We start from the raw sequence: 18,655 nt of genomic DNA on the forward strand, positions 1-18,655 counted from the left end.
TCACACTTCCCCGGCTGAACGCATCAGCGTCTTCAGCCGTTTCTTCGCTTCATGGATGTGCCAGGAAACCGTCGTCTCCGAGATCGCCATCGCCTCGGCGGCGGCCGCATGGCTCAAGCCCTCGCCATAGACCAGCAGGACGGCGTCGCGCTGCTTGTCCGGAAGCTGCCGCACCGCGGCCCACAGCGCCTCGACCGGGTCTTCCGGTTCGGCCGGGGCCTCGCCCGAAATCAGCGCATGGACACCATAGGCCTCGGTCTTCACCGTCTCGCGCGCGGTCTTGCGCATCATGTCGCGCGCCGCATTCATCGTCACGGAATAGAGCCATGTCGTGAAGGCACCGCCGCCGCGATAGTCGCGGATCGCCTTGCCGAGCCGCACGCAGACTTCCTGGGCGATGTCCTCGGCATCGGCCTTCTTGCCGCACCAGCGATAGGCGGCGCGATAGACGAAGTCGTAGTGGCGCTCCAGCAATTTGCCGAAGGCCCCCCTGTCTCCGCCCTTCGCCCGCCCGATCAGTTCGGCGTCGGAGGCTTCGCTCTCATCCAGCATCATCGCCATCATTTGCCTGTTGGACGAAGGCTAATGGCTAATCCTTGGGGTGATGCAAAGATTTTTTTGGTAAACGGCCTCTCCTTCTGCAGAGGCCTTACCCGAGCGTCTCCGCAAACAGCGTGATCAGCCTTTGCCAATGCCGTTCGGCGCCGGCTTGGTTGTAGACGCTGTGGTCAGGCACGCACCAGCCATGCGCCATGCCGACATAGTTCTCGATCGTGTGGTCGACTTCGGCGTTGCGCAGCGCCTCCTCCAGCCGTGTCGACTGCTCTGGCGGGAAACTCCTGTCGACGCCGGCCATGCCGACATAGACACGCGCCTTGATGGATGCAGCCTTGCGGTGCGGGCTGTCGGCGGCATCGCTGGCGAGATTGCCGCCATGGAAACTTGCGGCGGCCCTGATCCTCTCGGGATAGGCCGCAGCGGCGTTGAGCGCCCGCGCGCCGCCCATGCAATAGCCGACAGTGCCGATCAGTCCCCTAACACCTTCGCCGGCGAGCGCATCGAGAAAGGCCTCGCCGTCGCTGATGGTCATCTGCTGTGTCGTGCCGGTGACCAGCGCCATCAGCGCTGCCTTGCTGTTTTCCTCGGTGAAGGCGGTCTTGGCGTCGAACGGACCATAGGGCGCATTGCGGTAGAAGAGGTCAGGCACCAGCACCGCATAACCTTCGCCCGCCAGCCGCTCGGCTATGCCGTCGAGCGCCGGACGCGGACCGAAGGCGTCCTGGTAGAGAATGACACCGGCTCTGGCCGAGGAGGTCTTGGCCGAGCGGAACAGGCCCGCCTTCGCCACGCCGTCACGGGTCTTGATCCTGAGGTCCTGCTTCGTCATTGCCTGCTCCATTTGTCAGATGCGCGATACATATCCACGCGGCCTGCCACGGCAAGGCATTCCTTGAAAGTACCCGTCAACATTTCGCGCAGCATCGTGTGACGATCACAGGCCGGCGAATGCCGCCATATGGAAGGCCTGGACTTCAGGCGGATAGCGATATTCCGTGCCATAAGGACAGGCATTGCGATCGAGGCAGCCGCCGCACCGGCACGGTTCGCCATTCCTGCCCCGCACATGCGCCAGGCAGGCCTGATAGGCGAAGCCTTCCGTGGAATAGGCATCGACCGGACAGGATTTCAGACAGGGTTTCTCGACACAGGCGTCGCAGAGATGAATTGCCTCGCCCTGCTCCGGAAGCGCGATCTCGTCCTCGAACAGCAACGCGCCGCGATAGGCATGCCAAAGCCCATATTGCGGATGCATGAGGATGCCGAGCGGCGACGGTTTCAGCCCCTCCGCCCGAACAGCCCATTGCTGGAACGGCAGGTAGGGCTTGTCGGAGGGCGAAACGGCGCGCGCACCAAATGCGTGCGCCACATCGCCAATGACCTGCCGCGACCAGCTGTCGAGCGGATTGGCGATTGTGCACGGCTGCTTTTCGCGCCAGCGCAGGAAATGCCGCCAGGGTGCCGCCCCCGCCTGCCCCACCAGCAGCACGGATTTCGCTGGAAAGCCCGAGGCGCCGTGAGGGGCGTCCTCGCCGTCAGAGAAAACAAAGCCGCCGCGCAGGACGAGGCCGTTGGCGCCGAGCGCGGCCGTGATCTCTTCGATCATGCCGCGCGCAATCATCCCTTCTTGTCCGGGTCGGAGAAGGCGCTCCGCCAGACTTCCTTGTGGATGATGTTGGCGACTTTAGCCCCGCCTGACTCGGGCTCCTTTCAAGTGAAGGCGTCGGGCATCGACCCCTTCTTCTTGGCGATGAACTCCTTCAGGGCCTCGTCGATGCTCGGATCAAGATAAGGCGCCTCGTAGCTTTCCAGCCAGCGGCGGGCAAGCTCATTGGCGCGCTGCGGCGCGGTCTTCTCGCCTTCGGCCAGCCACTGTTCGTAGGAATTGTTGTCGGCGATGCTGGAGCGATAGAACGCCGTCTGGAAATTGGCCTGCGTGTGGTCGCAGCCGAGATAGTGGCTGCCCGGGCCGACCTGGCGAATGGCGTCCATCGCCTGGCCGTTCTCCGACAGGTCGACGCCTTCGGAGAATTTCTGCTGCATGCCGAGCTGGTCGATGTCCATCATGAATTTTTCATAGCAGGACGCCAGCCCGCCCTCGAGCCAGCCGGCCGAGTGGAGGACGAAGTTGGTGCCGGCAAGGATCGTCGAGTTCAGCGTGTTGGCGCTTTCATAGGCCGCCTGCGCATCCGGGACCTTGGACGCGCAGAGCGAACCGCCGGTGCGGAACGGCAGGCCGAGACGGCGTGCGAGCTGAGCAGCGCCATAAGACACCAGCGACGGCTCCGGCGTGCCGAAGGTCGGCGCGCCAGACTGCATGGAGATCGACGAGGCGAAGGTGCCGAACAGCACCGGCGCGCCCGGCCGGATGAGCTGCGTGAACGAGGCGCCGGCCAGCACCTCGGCCAGAACCTGCGTCAACGTGCCGGCGACCGTCACCGGGCTCATCGCACCGGCAAGGATGAACGGCGTGACGATACAGGCCTGGTTGTGGCGCGAATAAACCTTCAGCGCGCCCAGCATGGTTTCGTCGAACACCATCGGCGAGTTGGCGTTGATCAGGCTGGTCAGCACCGTGTTGTTCTCGACGAAATCGTCGCCGAAGACGAGCTTGGCCATGGCGACGGTGTCCTCGGCGCGTTCCGGCGCGGTCACCGAGCCCATGAACGGCTTGTCCGAGTATTTTATGTGCGAATAGATCATGTCGAGGTGGCGCTTGTTGACCGGCACGTCGACCGGCTCGCACACAGTGCCGCCCGAATGGTGGATCGACGGCGCCATATAGGCGAGCTTCACGAAATTCTGGAAATCCTCGATGGTCGCGTAGCGCCTGACACCGTCAAGGTCGCGCACGAAGGGCGGCCCATAGACCGGCGCAAAGACGGTAGCATTGCCGCCGATCTGCACCGAGCGCTCGGAATTGCGGGCATGCTGGGTATAGATGGACGGCGCGGTCTTCAGCAGAGAACGGCAAAGCCCCTTCGGGAAATGCACCCGCTCGCCCTTGACGTCGGCGCCGGCCTCTTTCCACAGCTGCAACGCTTCGGCGTCATCGCGGAAGATGATGCCGATCTCTTCGAGCACCGTATCGGTGTTCTTCTCGATCAGCGCGAGGCCTTCCTCGTCGAGCACCTCATAGATGTTGATCTTGCGCTTGATGTAGGTGAGTTGGGTGCCGGGTCCGCCGCCGGAACGCGCGGCGCGCCTTGCCGCCGCTCCGCCGCTCGCGCCTCGCCCACGCCGCGCGTTTGACGCTTCCTGGTCGACTGCCGCGTGTTCGCTCATGATCGCTCTTCCCTGAATATGGCCTGGCCTGACGATGGCTGGTCCGTAGCGTTGTGGCCGCATGGCGCGGCTTTCGCCGGATCGTAGCCATGCACCCTATTCGAAACGGCCCGTCCGCGCCAACGCCTGTCGCAAAATCGACAAGAAAACCAATAGATTTTCCAGTCGCTTTCCTTTTGCGGGAAGTCGCAAATCAGCTATGGATAGCCGCCCGTTGCGGGTTAGGTATGAACGCTAATATTTTGTGCCTTGCGACACAGTCGCGATGCCGTGAGGAGCTGGATAAAAATGTCCGACGACGAGATCATCCTTTCTGAACTTTCCGACGACGAGTTGGTGCAGCAGATGCACGACGACCTTTATGACGGGTTGAAGGAAGAGATCGAGGAAGGCACGCGCATCCTGCTCGAGCGCGGCTGGGCGCCCTATAAGGTGCTGACCGAGGCGCTGGTCGAAGGCATGCGCATCGTCGGCGAGGATTTCCGCGACGGCATCCTGTTCGTTCCCGAAGTGCTGCTGTCCGCCAACGCCATGAAGGCCGGCATGTTCATCCTGCGCCCGCTGCTCGCCGCCACCGGCGCGCCGAAACAGGGCAAGATGGTCATCGGCACCGTCAAGGGCGATATCCACGACATCGGCAAGAACCTCGTCGGCATGATGATGGAAGGCGCCGGCTTCGACGTCATCGACCTCGGCATCAACAATGCGGTCGAGAAATATCTGGATGCGATCGAGCAGCATCAGCCCGACATCATCGGCATGTCGGCGCTTTTGACCACCACCATGCCCTACATGAAGGTCGTCATCGACACGATGAAGGAAAAGGGCATTCGCGACGACTATGTCGTGCTGGTCGGCGGCGCGCCGCTCAACGAGGAATTCGGCAAGGCCGTCGGCGCCGACGCCTATTGCCGCGATGCCGCGGTGGCCGTCGAGACCGCCAAGGACTTCATGAAGCGCAAGCACAATGTCCGCGCTTCGGCCTGACCCAAGGCATCAGGATGAACGATGAGAAAAGCCGCGCCTTGCAGCGCGGCTTTTTTGTTCCCAGATGATGGGAGAGGCTGCCGATCAGTTGGCGACAGTGTCTTTGACCGCCCTTGCCGTCGATTTGACATCCTTGCCGACACCTCGAATGGTGTTGGCGCAGGCGGTGAGTGCAAGTGCGCAGGCAAGGATGGCTATCGGCGCAATACGTAGCAGTTTCATGGACGGTGTCTCCCTCGACAGGTAAATTAGCCCCGCAGCGAAAGCCGCTCGACTTGGTCAAGACGCAAAAAACGAAACCGAATCAAACTGACAGGCTGCTTGTCATCGCCTGCGGGATGATTGCGCGCGAGGTATTGGCCGTCAAGGAACAGCTCGGGCTGGATCACCTGGAACTGACCTGTCTGCCGGCGGAGTTTCATTTTTATCCCGACCGCATCGCGCCCGCCATGGACAAGGCAATCGAGAAGGCCAAGACGGAGGGCTACGAGCACATCTTCGTCGGCTATGCCGATTGCGGCACCGGTGGCCTGCTCGACCGCGTCATCGAGAAGCATGGCGTCGAGCGCATGGCCGGCCCACACTGCTTCGCCTTCTATCAAGGCATGGAGGCCTATGCGAAAGTCGCCGACGACGACATGATGTCTTTCTATATGACAGACTTCCTGTGCCGCCAGTTCGACGCCTTCTTCATGAAGCCGCTCGGCCTCGACAAGCACCCGGAGCTGATCAAGGACTATTTCGGCAATTACGAGAAGCTGGTCTATCTGGCCCAGACCGATGATCCGGAACTCGACAAGGTCGCGCAAAAGGCCGCCGCCCTGCTCGGCCTTGCCTATGAGCGGCGCGCGACCGGCTACGGCGACCTGACGATCGAAATGGCGCAAGCGGCAAAGGTCGCCTGATCCAAATGCGCTAGGCGGCCTCGTCCTCCGCCCTTAGCGCCGCCAGCACGTCCGCAAAGCTCGTCTTGCAGACAAAACCCAGCCGGTCTCTTGCTCGCGACGCGTCATAGACACGGTCGATGGAGGAAAACATCGTCCAGCCCTTTCGCGCATAAAGCGTCGGAAAGTCCGGGAAATGGCGTGCGACGACGGCTGGCGCATCCCTGATCAACGCATCGCAATCGTCGGGCCGAAACGGCGTCGGCGCACAGATGATAAAAGTATCGAAGCCAAGCTGCGGCGCCTTCTCCAGGGCAGCGACATGGGCTTCCGCCGCGTCTTCCACCGTCAGCCGGCGGAACAGCAATTCGTTTGCCTTGGTGTTGGCATCTGATTGTTCGATCGTATGCGCCATGTCATCGGCTTCGGGGAAGAAACGGGCCGTGCGCAGCACGACCACCGGCAGGCCATGCCGCAGATGGTAGAGGCGGCAAAGATGTTCGGCCGAAAGTTTGGTGACGCCATAGATGTTGCGCGGCTCGGGCGACATCGCCTCGGTCAGCCAGGCGGCCTTGCGCGCACCGCCCTTGAAGCCGTCGCGTATCGCCTGCGAGATCATCAGGGAGGTGGTCGAGGTGAAGACGAAGCGCTGCACGCCGCTCGCCACCGCTGCGTCGAGCAGGTTCAGCGTGCCTTGCACATTGGTGGCGACGAAATCGCTGTTGGCGCGGCTCTCTATATTGGGCTTGTGCAGCGCGCCGCTGTGAATGATGGCTTCGATTCGATTATCCCCGATCACCTGCATGACCAGATCGCGATCGGCGATCGAGCCGATCATCTGCGTTTCAACCGAAGGGACAGGGTCGAGGCCGATCACCTCATGGCCAAGCGCGCGCAGGCGCGGCGCCAGCGCGCTGCCCAGCCAACCCGACGATCCCGTGAGCAAGATTCGCATGCGTCACACCATGATTTCTGATGGCGACGCTGTTAAGCACGGATGACAGGCGCGAGCGACCCGGTAAAATCAGCTATCGGCCGGTAATGGTGCCGCTCCGGACATTAACTGCCATTTTTACAGACTGACATTTTAGAGACTCAGGGAGTTCAGGATGATCCTTCGTCCCCTTTTCGCCGCCATCGGCCTGCTCTGCTGCACCCTGCCCGCCCTTGCCGACGGCCAGGTGCAGAAGCTGATCACGCCTGCCGACAAGGTCCGCCTCGACAGATATGGCGAGACGCGCAAGGCGGCGCTCGCCGAGGCGAAAGCGGGCGACCCGGCCGAGGTCAAACAACTCGATGTCTTGCTGGCGAAGCCGCTGGTGTCGTTCTCCGACAAGGATCTGACCGGCAACTGGAAGTGCCGCACCATCAAGGCAGGCGGTTTGAGCCCGCTCGTCATCTATGGCTGGTTCAAGTGCAAGGTGACCGACGATGGTTCAGGCTGGCGGCTTGAAAAGATCAGCGGCTCGCAGCGAACCCAGGGCCGCTTTTTCGACGATGGCGAGAAGCGCGCCATCTATCTCGGCTCCGGCTCCGTCAACAACGATCGGGCAAAACCTTATGGCAGCGGTCCGCAGACCGACCAGGTCGGCTATGCCTTCCGCACCAGCGCCAGCGAATGGCGCATCGAACTTCCCGCGCCCTATTACGAATCGAAGCTCGACATCATCGAGTTCAAGCGCTGAGCGTGGTCATCAAGATTTAACCCCATTCCGGCACAAATCCGGCCAGCATGCGGCAGCCGGCCGCGTGCAAGGCAGGAAAGCGGGCCATGTCTTCACCGGTTGGAACCAGCGCGCCGATCGTCGTCGTGACCGGCGGCGGCCAGCATGTCTGGGCCATGATCAACGCAATCACCGATCGCGTTGGTCCTGTCAGCGTCATCCTCGAAACCCCTGAATCCAAAAAGCAATTGCTGCGTGGGCGAGCCCGCCGCCAGGGTTGGGTCTCGGCCATCGGCCAGCTTGGCACGATGGTGCTGAGCAGGTTGGGCAAGCGCCTCCTGGCTGGCCATGGCGCGCGATTGATCGCGGAGGAAAGACTGGAGGTCGAGCCGCGACCAAGCCAGGAGATCATCCAGGTGGCCTCGGGCAATGGGCCTGAGTGCCTGCAGGCGATCCAGAAGATCCAGCCAGGCGTCGTGCTGCTCAACGGTTGCCGACTGATCTCGGCCGGTATGCTGAGCAAAATACCCTGCCCCGTGCTCAACTACCATGCAGGCATCACGCCGAAATATCGCGGCATGAATGGCGGCTATTGGGCTCTGGTGTCAGGCGATGCGCAGAATTTCGGCACGACCGTCCATCTTGTCGACGCTGGCGTCGACACGGGCGGCGTGCTGAAGCAGGCGCGCGGCAGGCCGAAAAAAGGCGACACCATCTCCAGTCACGCGCTCCGCCAGGCGGCGTTCTCGCGCGACATCTGCGTCGAGGCCGTCAGCGATGCACTGGCCGGAAAACTCACGACGATCGATCCCGGCCTGCCTTCGAAACAGTGGTATCACCCGACGATCTGGTTCTATGTCTGGACCGGCCTCAGAACCGGAATCTGGTAGGTCTCGTCAGCCTGGAGCCGCACAGGGCCAGACGGCTTTTCGGCACGCCGACCCTGCCGCCGCTGCGCCCCGCGAACGAATAAACACGCCTTTCATTTTACGACATTGAAATGCGTCGCTTTTGAATGCGCGCGCGTCGTCCCATAACAAGCGGGTCCATTGCGCATCCGGCAATGCTCTGAGATCGAGGAGCGAGAATTCATGGCCGATCTTATCGTCGTCTACTGGCGCGACATCCCTGCCCAGGTCATCGTCAAGAAGGGCCGGCAGAATGCCAAGCGCGAATTGCCGCTGCGCTTCACCGAGGCCATCGACATGTGCGCCATGCGCACCGGCGCCGGCGGCACCGACGACTATCTGGCCGAATGGCGCAAGGCCGATCCCGTTCCGGTCGGCGACGATCTCGAAGCCGAGGTCGAAAGGGCTTTCCAGGACCTCGACGCGAAATATGACCGCGAGCGGCTGGTCGCTCTGGTCAAGGCGGGCGGCAAAGAAAATGTCTGAGACCCAACCGACTGTTACCCAGGCCACCCTGGTCAAGAAGGCAGCGCCGAAATCCGACTACAAGCCGGCCGACGTGTCGCCGCAGCGGCGCGTGCAGCGCTCCTTCGCGGTGAGATTGTGGTCGATCCGGCATTCGCGCCTGCTCGAATGGTTCTATTCCCGTTTCGCCGACATGTTTCTGCTCCTCCATCCCCTGTGGAAAGGCATCGGCTACGGTCGCGTCGAGGCTCCGATCAAATTCGTCGAGAAGCGCGTCAAGGGTTTCATGTTCGACTGCCGCATGTGCGGCCAGTGCATCCTGTCTTCGACCGGCATGTCCTGCCCGATGAATTGCCCCAAGCAGTTGCGCAACGGTCCCTGCGGAGGCGTGCGCGCCAACGGCAATTGCGAGGTCGAGCCCGATATGCCCTGCGTCTGGGTCAAGGCCTGGGAAGGCTCGCAGAACATGGTCAACTCCGACAAGATTCTGGCCGTGCAGAAGCCGGTCGACCAGTCGCTGCGCGAAACCTCCGCCTGGCTGCGGGTCACCGCGCAGGCCGCCGCCGCCCGTGAAGCCGCGGCCGCGCCAAAGACCGGAGCCGCCGCATGAGCGCCCGTCAGCGCGACGAGAACCCGGCAGGCATTCACCTGCCGCTCGATCCCCTGCCCGGCCACTCGTCCCGCGGCCGGCTGGAGCGCGTGCTGCGGCGCGGTGAATTCGCCGTGACGACCGAGCTCAATCCCCCTGACAGCGCCGATCCGGAGGACGTCTACAACAGGGCCAAGATCTTCGACGGCTGGGTCGACGCCATCAACGCCGTCGATGCCTCCGGCGCCAACTGCCACATGTCCTCGGTCGGCATCTGCGCGCTGCTGACCCGCATGGGCTATGCCCCGATCATGCAGATCGCCTGCCGCGACAAGAACCGCATCGCCATCCAGGGCGACGTGTTGGGCGGTGCCGCCATGGGTGTCGCCAACATGCTGTGCCTGACCGGCGACGGCGTGCAGGCCGGCGACCAGCCCGGTGCCAAGCCGGTGTTCGACCTCGATTCCATGTCGCTGCTCGAAACCATCCGCATCATGCGCGACAACGGCAAGTTCCTGTCCGGCCGCAAGCTGACGACGCCGCCGCAGGTGTTCCTCGGCGCTGCCGTCAATCCGTTCGCGCCGCCCTTCGACTTCCGCCCGATCCATCTCGGCAAGAAGATCGCCGCCGGCGCGCAGTTCGTGCAGACGCAGTATTGTTTCGACGTGCCGATGTTCAGGACCTTCATGCAGAAGGCGCGCGATCTCGGCCACACCGAGAAGGTATTCGTCCTGTGCGGCGTTGGCCCGCTCGCCTCGGCCAAGACCGCCAAATGGATCCGCTCAAACGTGCCCGGCATCCACATCCCGGATGCCGTCATCAAGCGGCTGGAGGGCGCGCAGGATCAGAAGAAGGAAGGCAAGCAGCTCTGCATCGACATCATCAACGAGGTGAAGGAAATCCCCGGCATCTCGGGCGTGCATGTGATGGCCTACCGCCAGGAGGAATATGTCGCCGAAATCGTCGATGAATCGGGCGTGCTCAAAGGCCGCCAGCCCTGGAAGCGCGAAATCCGTCGCGACGACCAGATGGTTGCCGACCGGCTCGACCACATCCTGCACGACGAGATTACCGAAACCCAGGTGGATATGGTGAAGACCGCGCATTGATCCGCGCGGAGGACCACCATTCGCTTGATCGAAAAGAGATAACGATATAAAGAACTCTTTATATCACGACGGAGAGATTTCATGACCCGGACCATCGTTGCCTCGGCGACACGAGAAATCATCATCGGCTTCGACCAGCCCTTCTGCGTGATTGGCGAGCGCATCAACCCGACCGGCCGCAAAAAGCTCGCCGCCGAGATGGTGGCCGGCAATTTCGAGACCGTCATCAAGGACGCGCTGGAACAGGCCGCCTGCGGCGCCACCATGCTCGACGTCAATGCCGGCGTCACCGCCGTCGACCCCAACGCCACCGAGCCGGCGCTGCTGGTGCAGACGCTGGAGATCGTCCAGGGCCTCGTCGACCTGCCGCTGTCGATCGATAGTTCGGTCACCGCCGCGATCGAGGCGGCGCTCAAGGTCGCCAAGGGCCGCCCGTTGGTCAATTCCGTCACTGGCGAGGAAGAAAAACTCGAGGCCATCCTCCCGCTGATCAAGAAATACAACGTCCCGGTCGTCGCCATCTCCAATGACGAGACCGGCATTTCGATGGATCCGGACGTGCGCTTCGCCGTCGCCAAGAAGATCGTCCAGCGCTGCGCCGATTTCGGCATTCCAGCGCACGACGTCGTCGTCGACCCGCTGGTCATGCCGATCGGCGCGCTGGGTGACGCTGGCCGCCAGGTGTTCGCGTTGCTGCGTCGGCTCCGCGAAGAGCTCAAGGTCAACACCACCTGCGGCCTGTCCAACATCTCGTTCGGCCTGCCGCATCGCCATGGCATCAACGCCGCCTTCATCCCGATGGTGATCGGCGCCGGCATGACATCAGCCATCATGAACCCGGTGCGTCCGCAGGAAATGGAAGCCGTGCGGGGCGCCAATGTGCTCAACGGCACCGACGAGAATTGCACCAACTGGATCAGGACCTACAAGGACTACAAGCCGGCCGAAGGCGGCCATGCTGTCGCGGCGCCGACGCAGGTCAATGCGCCTGGCGATGGCGCGGCCAACGGTGGCCGCCGCCGCGGCGGCCGTGAAGCCCGTATGGGTCGGGGGTAAGCGCGCAATCGTGAACCGGACTGCAAACCACGCTGGACCGATCGCATCATCGATGCGGTCGGAGGCGTCTGCGTTGCGGTCAGGCGATACCCAATATGGCGTCGAACAACGCCATTCCCGCCCACGATCCGAATATGCCGGTCACGCCGCCTATGACGAAGTCATCGTCATAGGCGGGCCACAGCCCGTTGAGCAGCAGCATCGCGACAACCGCGCCGAGAATTCCGGTGGCCAGATATTGCGGATTGCGCAGCCACGGTCCCTTCAGCAGCCGCACCATGGTAAAAGCGGTGAATATGCTGGACAGCAGGAGATCGGACATGATTGGCCTCTGGACCATCAGACAGTCCGCCCAATAGTGAAACGATCCGTTAAACGGTATCGACAATCCCTTCCGAGACACGTGTACGCATGAACTCGCCTGCCAACATTACCGATCCACTCGTGCTGTTCATGCCGTCGGGCAAGCGCGGGCGGTTTCCTGTCGGCACGCCGGTGCTCGATGCCGCGCGCCAGCTCGGCGTCTATGTCGAGAGCGTGTGCGGCGGCCGCGCCACGTGCGGGCGCTGCCAGATCGAGGTGCAGGAAGGCAATTTCGCCAAGCACAAGATCGTCTCCTCCAACGACCACATCTCGCCCAAGGGGCCCAAGGAAGAGCGCTACGAGCGCGTGCGCGGCCTGCCTGAGCGGCGTCGCCTCTCCTGCTCTGCGCAGATCCTCGGTGACCTCGTCATCGACGTGCCGCAGGACACGGTCATCAACGCACAGACCATCCGCAAGGATGCCGACACCAGGGTGATCGCCCGCGATACGGCGATCCGCATGTGCTATGTCGAGATCGAAGAGCCCGACATGCACAAGCCGCTCGGCGACCTTGACCGGCTGAAGATCGCATTGATGAAGGATTGGGGTTTTAAAAACCTCGAATTCGATTTCTACCTGCTGCCGCAGGTGCAAGGCATATTGCGCAAGGGCAACTGGACCGCCACCGCCGCCATCCACAAGGATGCCGACAGCGACATCGCGCGTGTCATCGCGCTGTGGCCTGGCCTCAAGAACGAGGCCTATGGGCTGGCCTGCGATATCGGCTCGACCACCATTGCCATGCATCTGGTGTCGCTGCTGTCAGGCCGCGTCGCCGCTTCGTCCGGCACATCGAACCCGCAGATTCGCTTCGGCGAGGATCTGATGAGCCGCGTCTCCTATGTGATGATGAATCCGGACGGCCGCGAAGGCATGACGGTGGCCGTGCGCGAGGCGATCTCCAGCCTTGTCGACAAGGTCTGCGCGGAGGGCAATGTCCAGCGCAACGACATCCTGGATTCCGTCTTCGTCGGCAATCCAATCATGCACCATCTGTTCCTCGGCATCGATCCGACCGAACTCGGGGGCGCCCCCTTCGCGCTCGCCGTCTCGGGCGCAGTGCGTATCAAGGCCTCCGACATCGGCCTCAAGCTCAACCAGGGTGCGCGCCTCTATATGCTGCCCTGCATCGCCGGCCATGTCGGCGCCGACGCGGCGGCGGTGACGCTGTCCGAAGGCCCGCATCGCCAGGACGAGATGATGCTGATTGTCGACGTCGGCACCAATGCCGAGATCGTGCTCGGCAACCGTGCGCGGGTCGTGGCGGCCTCCTCTCCGACCGGTCCGGCTTTCGAAGGCGCCGAAATCTCCGGCGGCCAGCGTGCCGCGCCCGGCGCCATCGAGCGCGTGCGCATCGATCCCGACACGCTGGAACCCAAATACCGCGTCATCGGCTCGGAACTGTGGTCCGATGAGCCCGGCTTCCTCGACAGCGTGCAGGCGACCGGCGTCACCGGCATCTGCGGCTCCGGCATCATCGAGATCGTGGCGGAGATGTATCTCGCCGGCATCATCTCGGAGGATGGCGTCGTCGACGGATCGCTTGCCGCGCGCTCTCCGCGCGTCACCGCCAATGGCCGTACCTTCTCCTATGTGCTGAAGGAAGGCGAACCGAAGATCACCATCACCCAGACCGATGTGCGCGCCATCCAGCTCGCCAAGGCAGCCCTCTATGCCGGCACCAAGCTTTTGATGGAAAAGCAGAACACCGAGCATGTCGACCGCATCCACTTCGCCGGCGCCTTCGGCTCCTTCATCGATCCGAAATACGCCATGGTGCTGGGACTGATCCCCGATTGCGACCTCGACAAGGTCTCGGCCGTCGGCAACGCCGCCGGTGCAGGTGCGCGCATGGCGCTCCTGAACCGTGGTTATCGCCGCGAGATCGAGGAGACGGTGAGCCAGATCGAGAAGATCGAGACCGCGCTGGAACCGAAATTCCAGGAGCATTTCGTCTACGCGATGGCGCTGCCCAACAAGGTCGATCCGTTCCCGAAACTGTCGGCGGCGGTGAAATTGCCACCACGCAAGACGGTCAGCGAGGACGGCATCGCCGGCGACGCCACGCCGCGCCGGCGCTCGCGCGAAGGCCACGCGGCCAGGCGTAGCCGCGAATAGACGCGACCTTCACAGATCGCCTCAAATCTCAAACTCATTTGCATACGAATGTTTCCGGATCGAACCGATCCGGAAACCGAAACGCTGTTTTCGCGAAATCTATCCGATACATGGCAGGCGCATTTACCCCGCATCGAAAGGCGGCCGGAGATAATCCTCGGTCGCCGTTCTTCAAGGGAGATGAAAATGTCGATGTTCGAAAATCTCGGCCGCTTCGGTGTGACCATCAGGCAGAACCATGCCAGGAACAAGGCGATCCGCGCGCTGAACAGCCTGCCGGCGCATGTCCAGAAGGATATCGGCTGGCCGGCCTCGCCGCCCAGCGACCCACAGGCCGCGCTCGCGTCGCTGCTTCTGGGCACGGCGCGCTGATGACCTTTGCCGACAAATGCAAATTGCTTGGCAGGCGCCCGGGATCCCGGACATCCCCGGCGGCTGCCAGCAACCGGCTGCGCGCGGCACTTTTGCCGCGCCGCTGATGGCGGCGGCGCGCATCACACCGCCGTGTGGACACCGGGTAAATCTTGACATTTTCGGCCAAGGTACGATCTTCGCAAGAGAGGGGAAATTCTCTTAGTCGGCTGCAGCCGAAGTTCGTGTATCCGCATGCCAAGTTTGAAAAGCCACTTCGTGTCGTTCGTGCTCAGGTACAGCCGCAAAAAGGCCTTTTCCAGCCCGGAAAACCTGCGGCGCTGGATCGCGGCCGCGCGCAAGACCGAGGATCATCATCCGCCGGCTTCGCTACATCAGCGCTTGCACATCCAGACACGCACAGTCGACGGCTTTCCGGTTTACGAAATCGCCCCCAAGGCCGGCGAGCAGAGGCGAATTCTCTATCTGCACGGCGGCGCCTATGTCTTTGAAATCACGCCCTATCACTGGCACCTGATTGCCGACATGGCCGACCGGCTGGGCTATGGCATCACCGTGCCGATCTATCCCATCGCTCCGGAGCACGATTTCCACGCCATGTTCGGCATGGTCGGCGACGTCTATCGCCAGATGCTCGACGAGACGGAGGCGGAAGACATCGTCTTCATGGGTGATTCCGCCGGCGGAAACATGGCCGTGGTGCTGACCATGATGGCCGCGGAAGAAGGCTTGCCCCTGCCCGCGCGCCACGTGCTGATCTCGCCCGGCCTCGACATGTCGCTTTCCAACCCGAAGCTGTTCGAGGCAGAGCGCAACGACCCCTGGCTCGGCATCGCGGGTGGTCTCGAAGCGATCCGGATGTACAGCGCCGGCATCGATCGCAGCGACTGGCACATCAGCCCGATCTATGGCGACGTGTCGGTGCTGCCGACGACGCTGCTTTTGACCGGCTCGCACGATCTCTTGACGCCCGACAATCTGATCTTCGCGCAAAAGGCGCGGGACGCTGGTGTCGAGGTCGAGGTCGTCCACGAGGAAGGCATGTTCCACGCCTGGCCATTGATCGACATGCCGGAAGCACGCCGCGCGCGCCAGCACATCGTGGCGTTCCTCGGCGAGAATCGCTCGCCGGTCAGGCAAGACGGGAAAACAAGGTTTCAAGCGCCCTCCGCCGAGGCGGCGGAGTAGCGCTTTCAATCCGGCGACGGATCAGAACTTGCCGGTTTCCCGGAACACTTCGAAGGTCGCGCGGATATGGTCGGCGACGGCTTTGACCGGAGCGCTGGCGTCCGGCGCCACCACCATGGCCAGATTGTAGGTGCCGATATCGGGCATGCCGTCCTTCGGGCAGAGCTCGACCATGTCGTTGCCGAGGAATGATCGGGGCAGCGGCGCGACGGCCAGGTCGGCCATGATCGCGGCACGCTGGCCGGCCGTGTGCGCGCTCATATAGGCGACGCGGTAGTTGCGGCCCTCGCGCCCCAGGGCTTCGAGCGCGCCGGCACGCCAGGCGCACCCCTCTTCCCACAATGACACCGGCAGCGGTTCGCGCAGATGCGCGCAGCCGCCCTTGGCGCCGGCCCACACGATCGGCTCGGTGAGCAGCACCTCGGCGCCGAGCGCGCTGGTCTTGTAGGAGTTGGTCAAAAGCGTGATGTCGAGCGCCCGGTCGTCCATGCGCCGGCGCAGATTGCTGCTCTGGTCGATGGTGACGTCGACGGCGATCGACGGATGCGACTGCGCGAAACGCTTCAGCACATGCGGCAGCACGCGCTCGCCATAATCATCCGGCGAGCCGAGCCGCACCACCCCGACAATCTCGGGAATGATGAACTTCGACACCACTTCACGGTTGATCGACAGCAGCCGGCGGGCATAGCCGAGCAGCATCTCGCCATCCGTGGTCAGCGACACCGACCGGGCGTCGCGCGCGAACACTGAGCGGCCGAGAATGTCCTCCAGCTTCTTGATCTGCATGGAGACCGCGGACGGCGTGCGGAAGACGGCATTGGCGGCAGTGGTGAAGCTGCCGGTCTCGGCAATCGCCACGAAAGTGCGCAAAACGTCGAGATCGAGCAGCGGCAGCGGATGATTGAGCGGGGCGTTCATCGGAAGCGACCTTCAAATTTTCTGATACAAAGCATCATTCCATTTCGTTTGATTGAACACCGGATTGGGAGGATAGTCAACTCCATCGGTTGAGGTTGCTGCCACAAGCAGCCACGAAACGACCACGACACAAACCTGCAATCGACATGAAATGGGGTTGAAACACGCCGCGTGTAAGACCTCCCAAATCAAACGCCGGAATGTCCCCGGCCCGGCACCAAAGGAGAATGAAATGTCTATCCTGTCATCCCTCGGTCGTATCGCGACTGAATTCAGCGCGGCACGCGCCCGCTACCAGACCGAACGCGCCATCCGCTCCCTGCCGATCGAACTGCAGAAGGATATCGGCTGGCCTGAGGCTTCCGACACCAAGACCGGCACTCGCAACGGCGTTGGATCCTGGGCTGGAGCAAAGTAGATCGTGTGTACCAAATGCTGAAGGCCTGCCGCGCCCCCAGCCCGGCAGGCCTTCTTTATTTTATTTGTATTCAAATGAGTTCTGAAGCCATGCCGCCAACGCATGACGCATATGAGCAAGCCGCATAGCAGCTCTGATTTCGAATTAATGCCTTGTAAATAATCACAAATTTCAAGCAGCTTGCCCAAATTTGTCGCAATCCGTGTCGCATTTCATATCAAGCGCTTCGTTTTTGCGATTTAGTTTTACGCAGCACAAGCCTATATCAGCGGCAGCAAACGAGCTGCCCCACTCCATCAAGCGAAGGCGACCCGTCTGAGCAACCGATAGGAGATGATGATGAAGCTTTTTGCCCGCCTCTTTACCCGCCGCGAAATGAACCTGACGACCGCTCTCGAGCGTCAGCGCCTTGCCAACACCATGCCCGGCCAGACCGGTGCGATGGCTGCGGCGCGCCTCGGCTTCGTGGCCTGACCATTTTTCAAGGCAGCGTCTCCCTGCCGCTGCTTCAAGACTGTAACGCCGCCTGGCTCCCGCCACGGCGGCGTTTTTGTTTTGCCTTTGTACATTTTGCCTGTCGCGTGAACAGTTGATGCCGCTCCCCGGAGCATTACCGCACACGGATTGCCCATTTGCGACCCATGTCGCAAATATTGTCTCGCAAAGGCAGCGTAGCCAATTGACAGCCAAGGTTTTTCCTGATGTCGCTATGCTATTCGCGACATCCTGTTCGCGCCATGGCCAGATGAGGTTCCCGTGAACGCCATCAAGCATCCGATCAAGCGATCGTTTGTGTTTTTCCTTGTCCCCGACTTCACCATGATCGCTTTTGCGACCGCACTTGACCCGCTGCGCTCCGCCAACCGCATGCTCGGCTACGAGGCCTATCGTTGGCGCCTCGCCAGCATCGACGGCAAGCCGGTGCGCGCCTCGAACGGCGTCGAATGCGCGGTCAACACCTCGCTGGAGGAAGAACGCAAGAAGATGGCAGGCCCCGACCGGCCGAACATGGCCATCGTCTGCAGCGGCGTCAATGTCGAGCGCTACCAGAACAAATCGGCCTTCGCCTGGCTGCGCGAGGAGTACAATCGTGGCGTCGCCGTTGGCGGCCTGTGCACCGGCGCGCACATCCTTGCCGCCGCCGGCCTCTTGTCCAACAAGCGCTGCGCCATCCATTGGGAAAACCTGCCGGGCTTTTCCGAGGCGTTCCCGAAGGCCAATGTCTTTGCCGACCTCTTTGAGGTCGACCAGAACATCTATACCTGCGCCGGCGGCACCGCCGCGCTCGATATGATGCTGAAGCTGATCGGCGACGATTTCGACGAGAGCCTCGTCAACCGGGTCTGCGAACAGGTGCTGACCGATCGCGTGCGCAGCCCGACCGACCGCCAGCGCCTGCCGCTGCGCGCCCGCCTCGGCGTGCAGAACTCGAAGGTGCTGACCATCATCGAACTGATGGAAGGCAATCTCTCCGAGCCGCTGTCGCTGATCGAGATCGCCGACCATGTCGACCTGTCGCGTCGCCAGATCGAGCGCCTGTTCCGCACCGAGATGGGCCGTTCCCCTGCCCGCTACTATCTGGAGATCCGGCTCGACCGCGCCCGGCACCTGCTGATCCAGTCGTCGATGCCGGTGGTCGAGGTCGCGGTCGCCTGCGGCTTCGTCTCGGCCTCGCATTTCTCGAAATGCTACCGCGAGCTCTACGCCCGCTCGCCACAGCAGGAGCGCGTCGACCGCAAGCAGTTGCTGGCGGCCTGATCCCCCGGATCA

The 18,655-nt window shown here is 62.5% G+C and carries 22 protein-coding genes; 14 read left to right on the top strand and 8 right to left on the bottom strand.

The genetic code is table 11. The annotated features are described in order from the left end of the window. From MAFF_RS06080 to MAFF_RS06095, 4 genes are all read right to left on the bottom strand, one after another. Positions 1-561 (bottom strand): RNA polymerase sigma factor, encoded by a 561-nt coding sequence (locus tag MAFF_RS06080; RefSeq protein ID WP_044550574.1) that lies wholly within the window; start codon positions 559-561, stop codon positions 1-3. Positions 562-649: 88 nt separating this feature from the next. Next, positions 650-1,387, bottom strand: coding sequence for a dienelactone hydrolase family protein (locus MAFF_RS06085; protein WP_080512034.1), 738 nt, complete (start codon positions 1,385-1,387; stop codon positions 650-652). A gap of 105 nt (positions 1,388-1,492) precedes the next feature. Beyond that, on the bottom strand, positions 1,493-2,179 hold the full coding sequence (locus tag MAFF_RS06090) for a 4Fe-4S dicluster domain-containing protein (protein WP_010910005.1): 687 nt from the start codon (positions 2,177-2,179) through the stop codon (positions 1,493-1,495). 89 nt (positions 2,180-2,268) lie between these two features. Next, positions 2,269-3,843, bottom strand: a complete 1,575-nt coding sequence (locus MAFF_RS06095; RefSeq protein WP_010910006.1) for a trimethylamine methyltransferase family protein — start codon at positions 3,841-3,843, stop codon at positions 2,269-2,271. 288 nt (positions 3,844-4,131) lie between these two features. Between MAFF_RS06095 and MAFF_RS06100 the strand changes: the two genes are divergently transcribed. Further along, entirely contained in the window at positions 4,132-4,830 is a 699-nt protein-coding gene (locus tag MAFF_RS06100) for a corrinoid protein (protein WP_032930649.1), read from the top strand. A gap of 84 nt (positions 4,831-4,914) precedes the next feature. Here the strand turns inward: MAFF_RS06100 and MAFF_RS37495 are convergent, their stop codons facing one another. After that, entirely contained in the window at positions 4,915-5,052 is a 138-nt protein-coding gene (locus tag MAFF_RS37495; RefSeq protein WP_019858698.1) for an entericidin A/B family lipoprotein, read from the bottom strand. A gap of 53 nt (positions 5,053-5,105) precedes the next feature. Here MAFF_RS37495 and MAFF_RS06110 point away from each other — a divergent pair, with 53 nt between their 5' ends. Next, a complete protein-coding gene (locus tag MAFF_RS06110) occupies positions 5,106-5,735 on the top strand; it encodes a DUF1638 domain-containing protein (RefSeq protein WP_044547899.1) in 630 nt (209 codons plus the stop codon). Positions 5,736-5,745: 10 nt separating this feature from the next. Here the strand turns inward: MAFF_RS06110 and MAFF_RS06115 are convergent, their stop codons facing one another. Beyond that, a complete protein-coding gene (locus MAFF_RS06115; RefSeq protein ID WP_010910009.1) occupies positions 5,746-6,669 on the bottom strand; it encodes an NAD-dependent epimerase/dehydratase family protein in 924 nt (307 codons plus the stop codon). Between the two features lie 154 nt (positions 6,670-6,823). Here MAFF_RS06115 and MAFF_RS06120 point away from each other — a divergent pair, with 154 nt between their 5' ends. From MAFF_RS06120 to MAFF_RS06145, 6 genes are all read left to right on the top strand, one after another. Then, a complete protein-coding gene (locus tag MAFF_RS06120; RefSeq protein WP_010910010.1) occupies positions 6,824-7,399 on the top strand; it encodes a DUF4893 domain-containing protein in 576 nt (191 codons plus the stop codon). A gap of 86 nt (positions 7,400-7,485) precedes the next feature. Then, complete coding sequence (locus MAFF_RS06125) at positions 7,486-8,268, top strand: formyl transferase (protein ID WP_044550576.1); 783 nt, start codon at positions 7,486-7,488, stop codon at positions 8,266-8,268. Between the two features lie 201 nt (positions 8,269-8,469). Next, entirely contained in the window at positions 8,470-8,772 is a 303-nt protein-coding gene (locus MAFF_RS06130) for a virulence factor (RefSeq protein WP_010910012.1), read from the top strand. After that, positions 8,765-9,361: a methylenetetrahydrofolate reductase C-terminal domain-containing protein gene (locus MAFF_RS06135; protein WP_010910013.1), complete on the top strand. Its 597-nt coding sequence runs from the start codon at positions 8,765-8,767 to the stop codon at positions 9,359-9,361. The genes MAFF_RS06130 and MAFF_RS06135 overlap by 8 nt, the downstream gene beginning before the upstream one ends. Next, the gene (locus MAFF_RS06140) at positions 9,358-10,449 is read left to right on the top strand and encodes a methylenetetrahydrofolate reductase (RefSeq protein WP_010910014.1); all 1,092 of its coding nucleotides are present in this window, start codon (positions 9,358-9,360) and stop codon (positions 10,447-10,449) included. The genes MAFF_RS06135 and MAFF_RS06140 overlap by 4 nt, the downstream gene beginning before the upstream one ends. 81 nt (positions 10,450-10,530) lie before the next feature. Then, complete coding sequence (locus tag MAFF_RS06145; protein WP_010910015.1) at positions 10,531-11,505, top strand: methyltetrahydrofolate cobalamin methyltransferase; 975 nt, start codon at positions 10,531-10,533, stop codon at positions 11,503-11,505. A gap of 79 nt (positions 11,506-11,584) precedes the next feature. Here MAFF_RS06145 and MAFF_RS06150 read toward each other — a convergent pair whose 3' ends face one another. After that, positions 11,585-11,827, bottom strand: a complete 243-nt coding sequence (locus tag MAFF_RS06150; RefSeq protein ID WP_244420730.1) for a hypothetical protein — start codon at positions 11,825-11,827, stop codon at positions 11,585-11,587. Between the two features lie 89 nt (positions 11,828-11,916). On the opposite strand from MAFF_RS06150, the gene MAFF_RS06155 reads away from it, so the two are divergent. The 3 genes from MAFF_RS06155 (at position 11,917) to MAFF_RS06165 (ending at position 15,546) form a co-directional block, all read left to right on the top strand. After that, complete coding sequence (locus MAFF_RS06155; protein WP_010910017.1) at positions 11,917-13,986, top strand: ASKHA domain-containing protein; 2,070 nt, start codon at positions 11,917-11,919, stop codon at positions 13,984-13,986. A gap of 186 nt (positions 13,987-14,172) precedes the next feature. Continuing rightward, positions 14,173-14,358 (top strand): hypothetical protein, encoded by a 186-nt coding sequence (locus tag MAFF_RS39945; RefSeq protein ID WP_032933507.1) that lies wholly within the window; start codon positions 14,173-14,175, stop codon positions 14,356-14,358. Between the two features lie 234 nt (positions 14,359-14,592). After that, entirely contained in the window at positions 14,593-15,546 is a 954-nt protein-coding gene (locus MAFF_RS06165) for an alpha/beta hydrolase fold domain-containing protein (RefSeq protein WP_010910019.1), read from the top strand. A gap of 21 nt (positions 15,547-15,567) precedes the next feature. Here the strand turns inward: MAFF_RS06165 and MAFF_RS06170 are convergent, their stop codons facing one another. Further along, positions 15,568-16,467 (bottom strand): LysR substrate-binding domain-containing protein, encoded by a 900-nt coding sequence (locus tag MAFF_RS06170; protein ID WP_010910020.1) that lies wholly within the window; start codon positions 16,465-16,467, stop codon positions 15,568-15,570. A gap of 232 nt (positions 16,468-16,699) precedes the next feature. Here MAFF_RS06170 and MAFF_RS06175 point away from each other — a divergent pair, with 232 nt between their 5' ends. From MAFF_RS06175 to MAFF_RS06180, 3 genes are all read left to right on the top strand, one after another. After that, the gene (locus MAFF_RS06175) at positions 16,700-16,885 is read left to right on the top strand and encodes a hypothetical protein (protein WP_032930657.1); all 186 of its coding nucleotides are present in this window, start codon (positions 16,700-16,702) and stop codon (positions 16,883-16,885) included. A 333-nt stretch (positions 16,886-17,218) separates the two neighbouring features. Continuing rightward, on the top strand, positions 17,219-17,359 hold the full coding sequence (locus MAFF_RS37505) for a hypothetical protein (protein ID WP_019858711.1): 141 nt from the start codon (positions 17,219-17,221) through the stop codon (positions 17,357-17,359). A gap of 345 nt (positions 17,360-17,704) precedes the next feature. After that, positions 17,705-18,643, top strand: a complete 939-nt coding sequence (locus MAFF_RS06180) for a GlxA family transcriptional regulator (protein WP_246723905.1) — start codon at positions 17,705-17,707, stop codon at positions 18,641-18,643. The last annotated feature ends 12 nt before the right edge of the window (positions 18,644-18,655 follow it).

Origin of the sequence: Mesorhizobium japonicum MAFF 303099 (assembly GCF_000009625.1) — a bacterium.
GTDB lineage: Bacteria > Pseudomonadota > Alphaproteobacteria > Rhizobiales > Rhizobiaceae > Mesorhizobium > Mesorhizobium japonicum.

Coding starts and splice junctions, on each gene's coding strand:
- MAFF_RS37505 (WP_019858711.1), top strand. CDS start 17,219: ATGATGATGAAGCTTTTTGCCCGCCTCTTTACCCGCCGCGAAATGAAC.
- MAFF_RS06145 (WP_010910015.1), top strand. CDS start 10,531: ATGACCCGGACCATCGTTGCCTCGGCGACACGAGAAATCATCATCGGC.
- MAFF_RS06155 (WP_010910017.1), top strand. CDS start 11,917: ATGAACTCGCCTGCCAACATTACCGATCCACTCGTGCTGTTCATGCCG.
- MAFF_RS06170 (WP_010910020.1), bottom strand. CDS start 16,467: ATGAACGCCCCGCTCAATCATCCGCTGCCGCTGCTCGATCTCGACGTT.
- MAFF_RS06120 (WP_010910010.1), top strand. CDS start 6,824: ATGATCCTTCGTCCCCTTTTCGCCGCCATCGGCCTGCTCTGCTGCACC.
- MAFF_RS06125 (WP_044550576.1), top strand. CDS start 7,486: ATGTCTTCACCGGTTGGAACCAGCGCGCCGATCGTCGTCGTGACCGGC.
- MAFF_RS37495 (WP_019858698.1), bottom strand. CDS start 5,052: ATGAAACTGCTACGTATTGCGCCGATAGCCATCCTTGCCTGCGCACTT.
- MAFF_RS06140 (WP_010910014.1), top strand. CDS start 9,358: ATGAGCGCCCGTCAGCGCGACGAGAACCCGGCAGGCATTCACCTGCCG.
- MAFF_RS39945 (WP_032933507.1), top strand. CDS start 14,173: ATGTCGATGTTCGAAAATCTCGGCCGCTTCGGTGTGACCATCAGGCAG.
- MAFF_RS06180 (WP_246723905.1), top strand. CDS start 17,705: ATGATCGCTTTTGCGACCGCACTTGACCCGCTGCGCTCCGCCAACCGC.
- MAFF_RS06130 (WP_010910012.1), top strand. CDS start 8,470: ATGGCCGATCTTATCGTCGTCTACTGGCGCGACATCCCTGCCCAGGTC.
- MAFF_RS06150 (WP_244420730.1), bottom strand. CDS start 11,827: ATGTCCGATCTCCTGCTGTCCAGCATATTCACCGCTTTTACCATGGTG.
- MAFF_RS06115 (WP_010910009.1), bottom strand. CDS start 6,669: ATGCGAATCTTGCTCACGGGATCGTCGGGTTGGCTGGGCAGCGCGCTG.
- MAFF_RS06090 (WP_010910005.1), bottom strand. CDS start 2,179: ATGATTGCGCGCGGCATGATCGAAGAGATCACGGCCGCGCTCGGCGCC.
- MAFF_RS06175 (WP_032930657.1), top strand. CDS start 16,700: ATGTCTATCCTGTCATCCCTCGGTCGTATCGCGACTGAATTCAGCGCG.
- MAFF_RS06165 (WP_010910019.1), top strand. CDS start 14,593: ATGCCAAGTTTGAAAAGCCACTTCGTGTCGTTCGTGCTCAGGTACAGC.
- MAFF_RS06135 (WP_010910013.1), top strand. CDS start 8,765: ATGTCTGAGACCCAACCGACTGTTACCCAGGCCACCCTGGTCAAGAAG.
- MAFF_RS06100 (WP_032930649.1), top strand. CDS start 4,132: ATGTCCGACGACGAGATCATCCTTTCTGAACTTTCCGACGACGAGTTG.
- MAFF_RS06080 (WP_044550574.1), bottom strand. CDS start 561: ATGGCGATGATGCTGGATGAGAGCGAAGCCTCCGACGCCGAACTGATC.
- MAFF_RS06095 (WP_010910006.1), bottom strand. CDS start 3,843: ATGAGCGAACACGCGGCAGTCGACCAGGAAGCGTCAAACGCGCGGCGT.
- MAFF_RS06085 (WP_080512034.1), bottom strand. CDS start 1,387: ATGACGAAGCAGGACCTCAGGATCAAGACCCGTGACGGCGTGGCGAAG.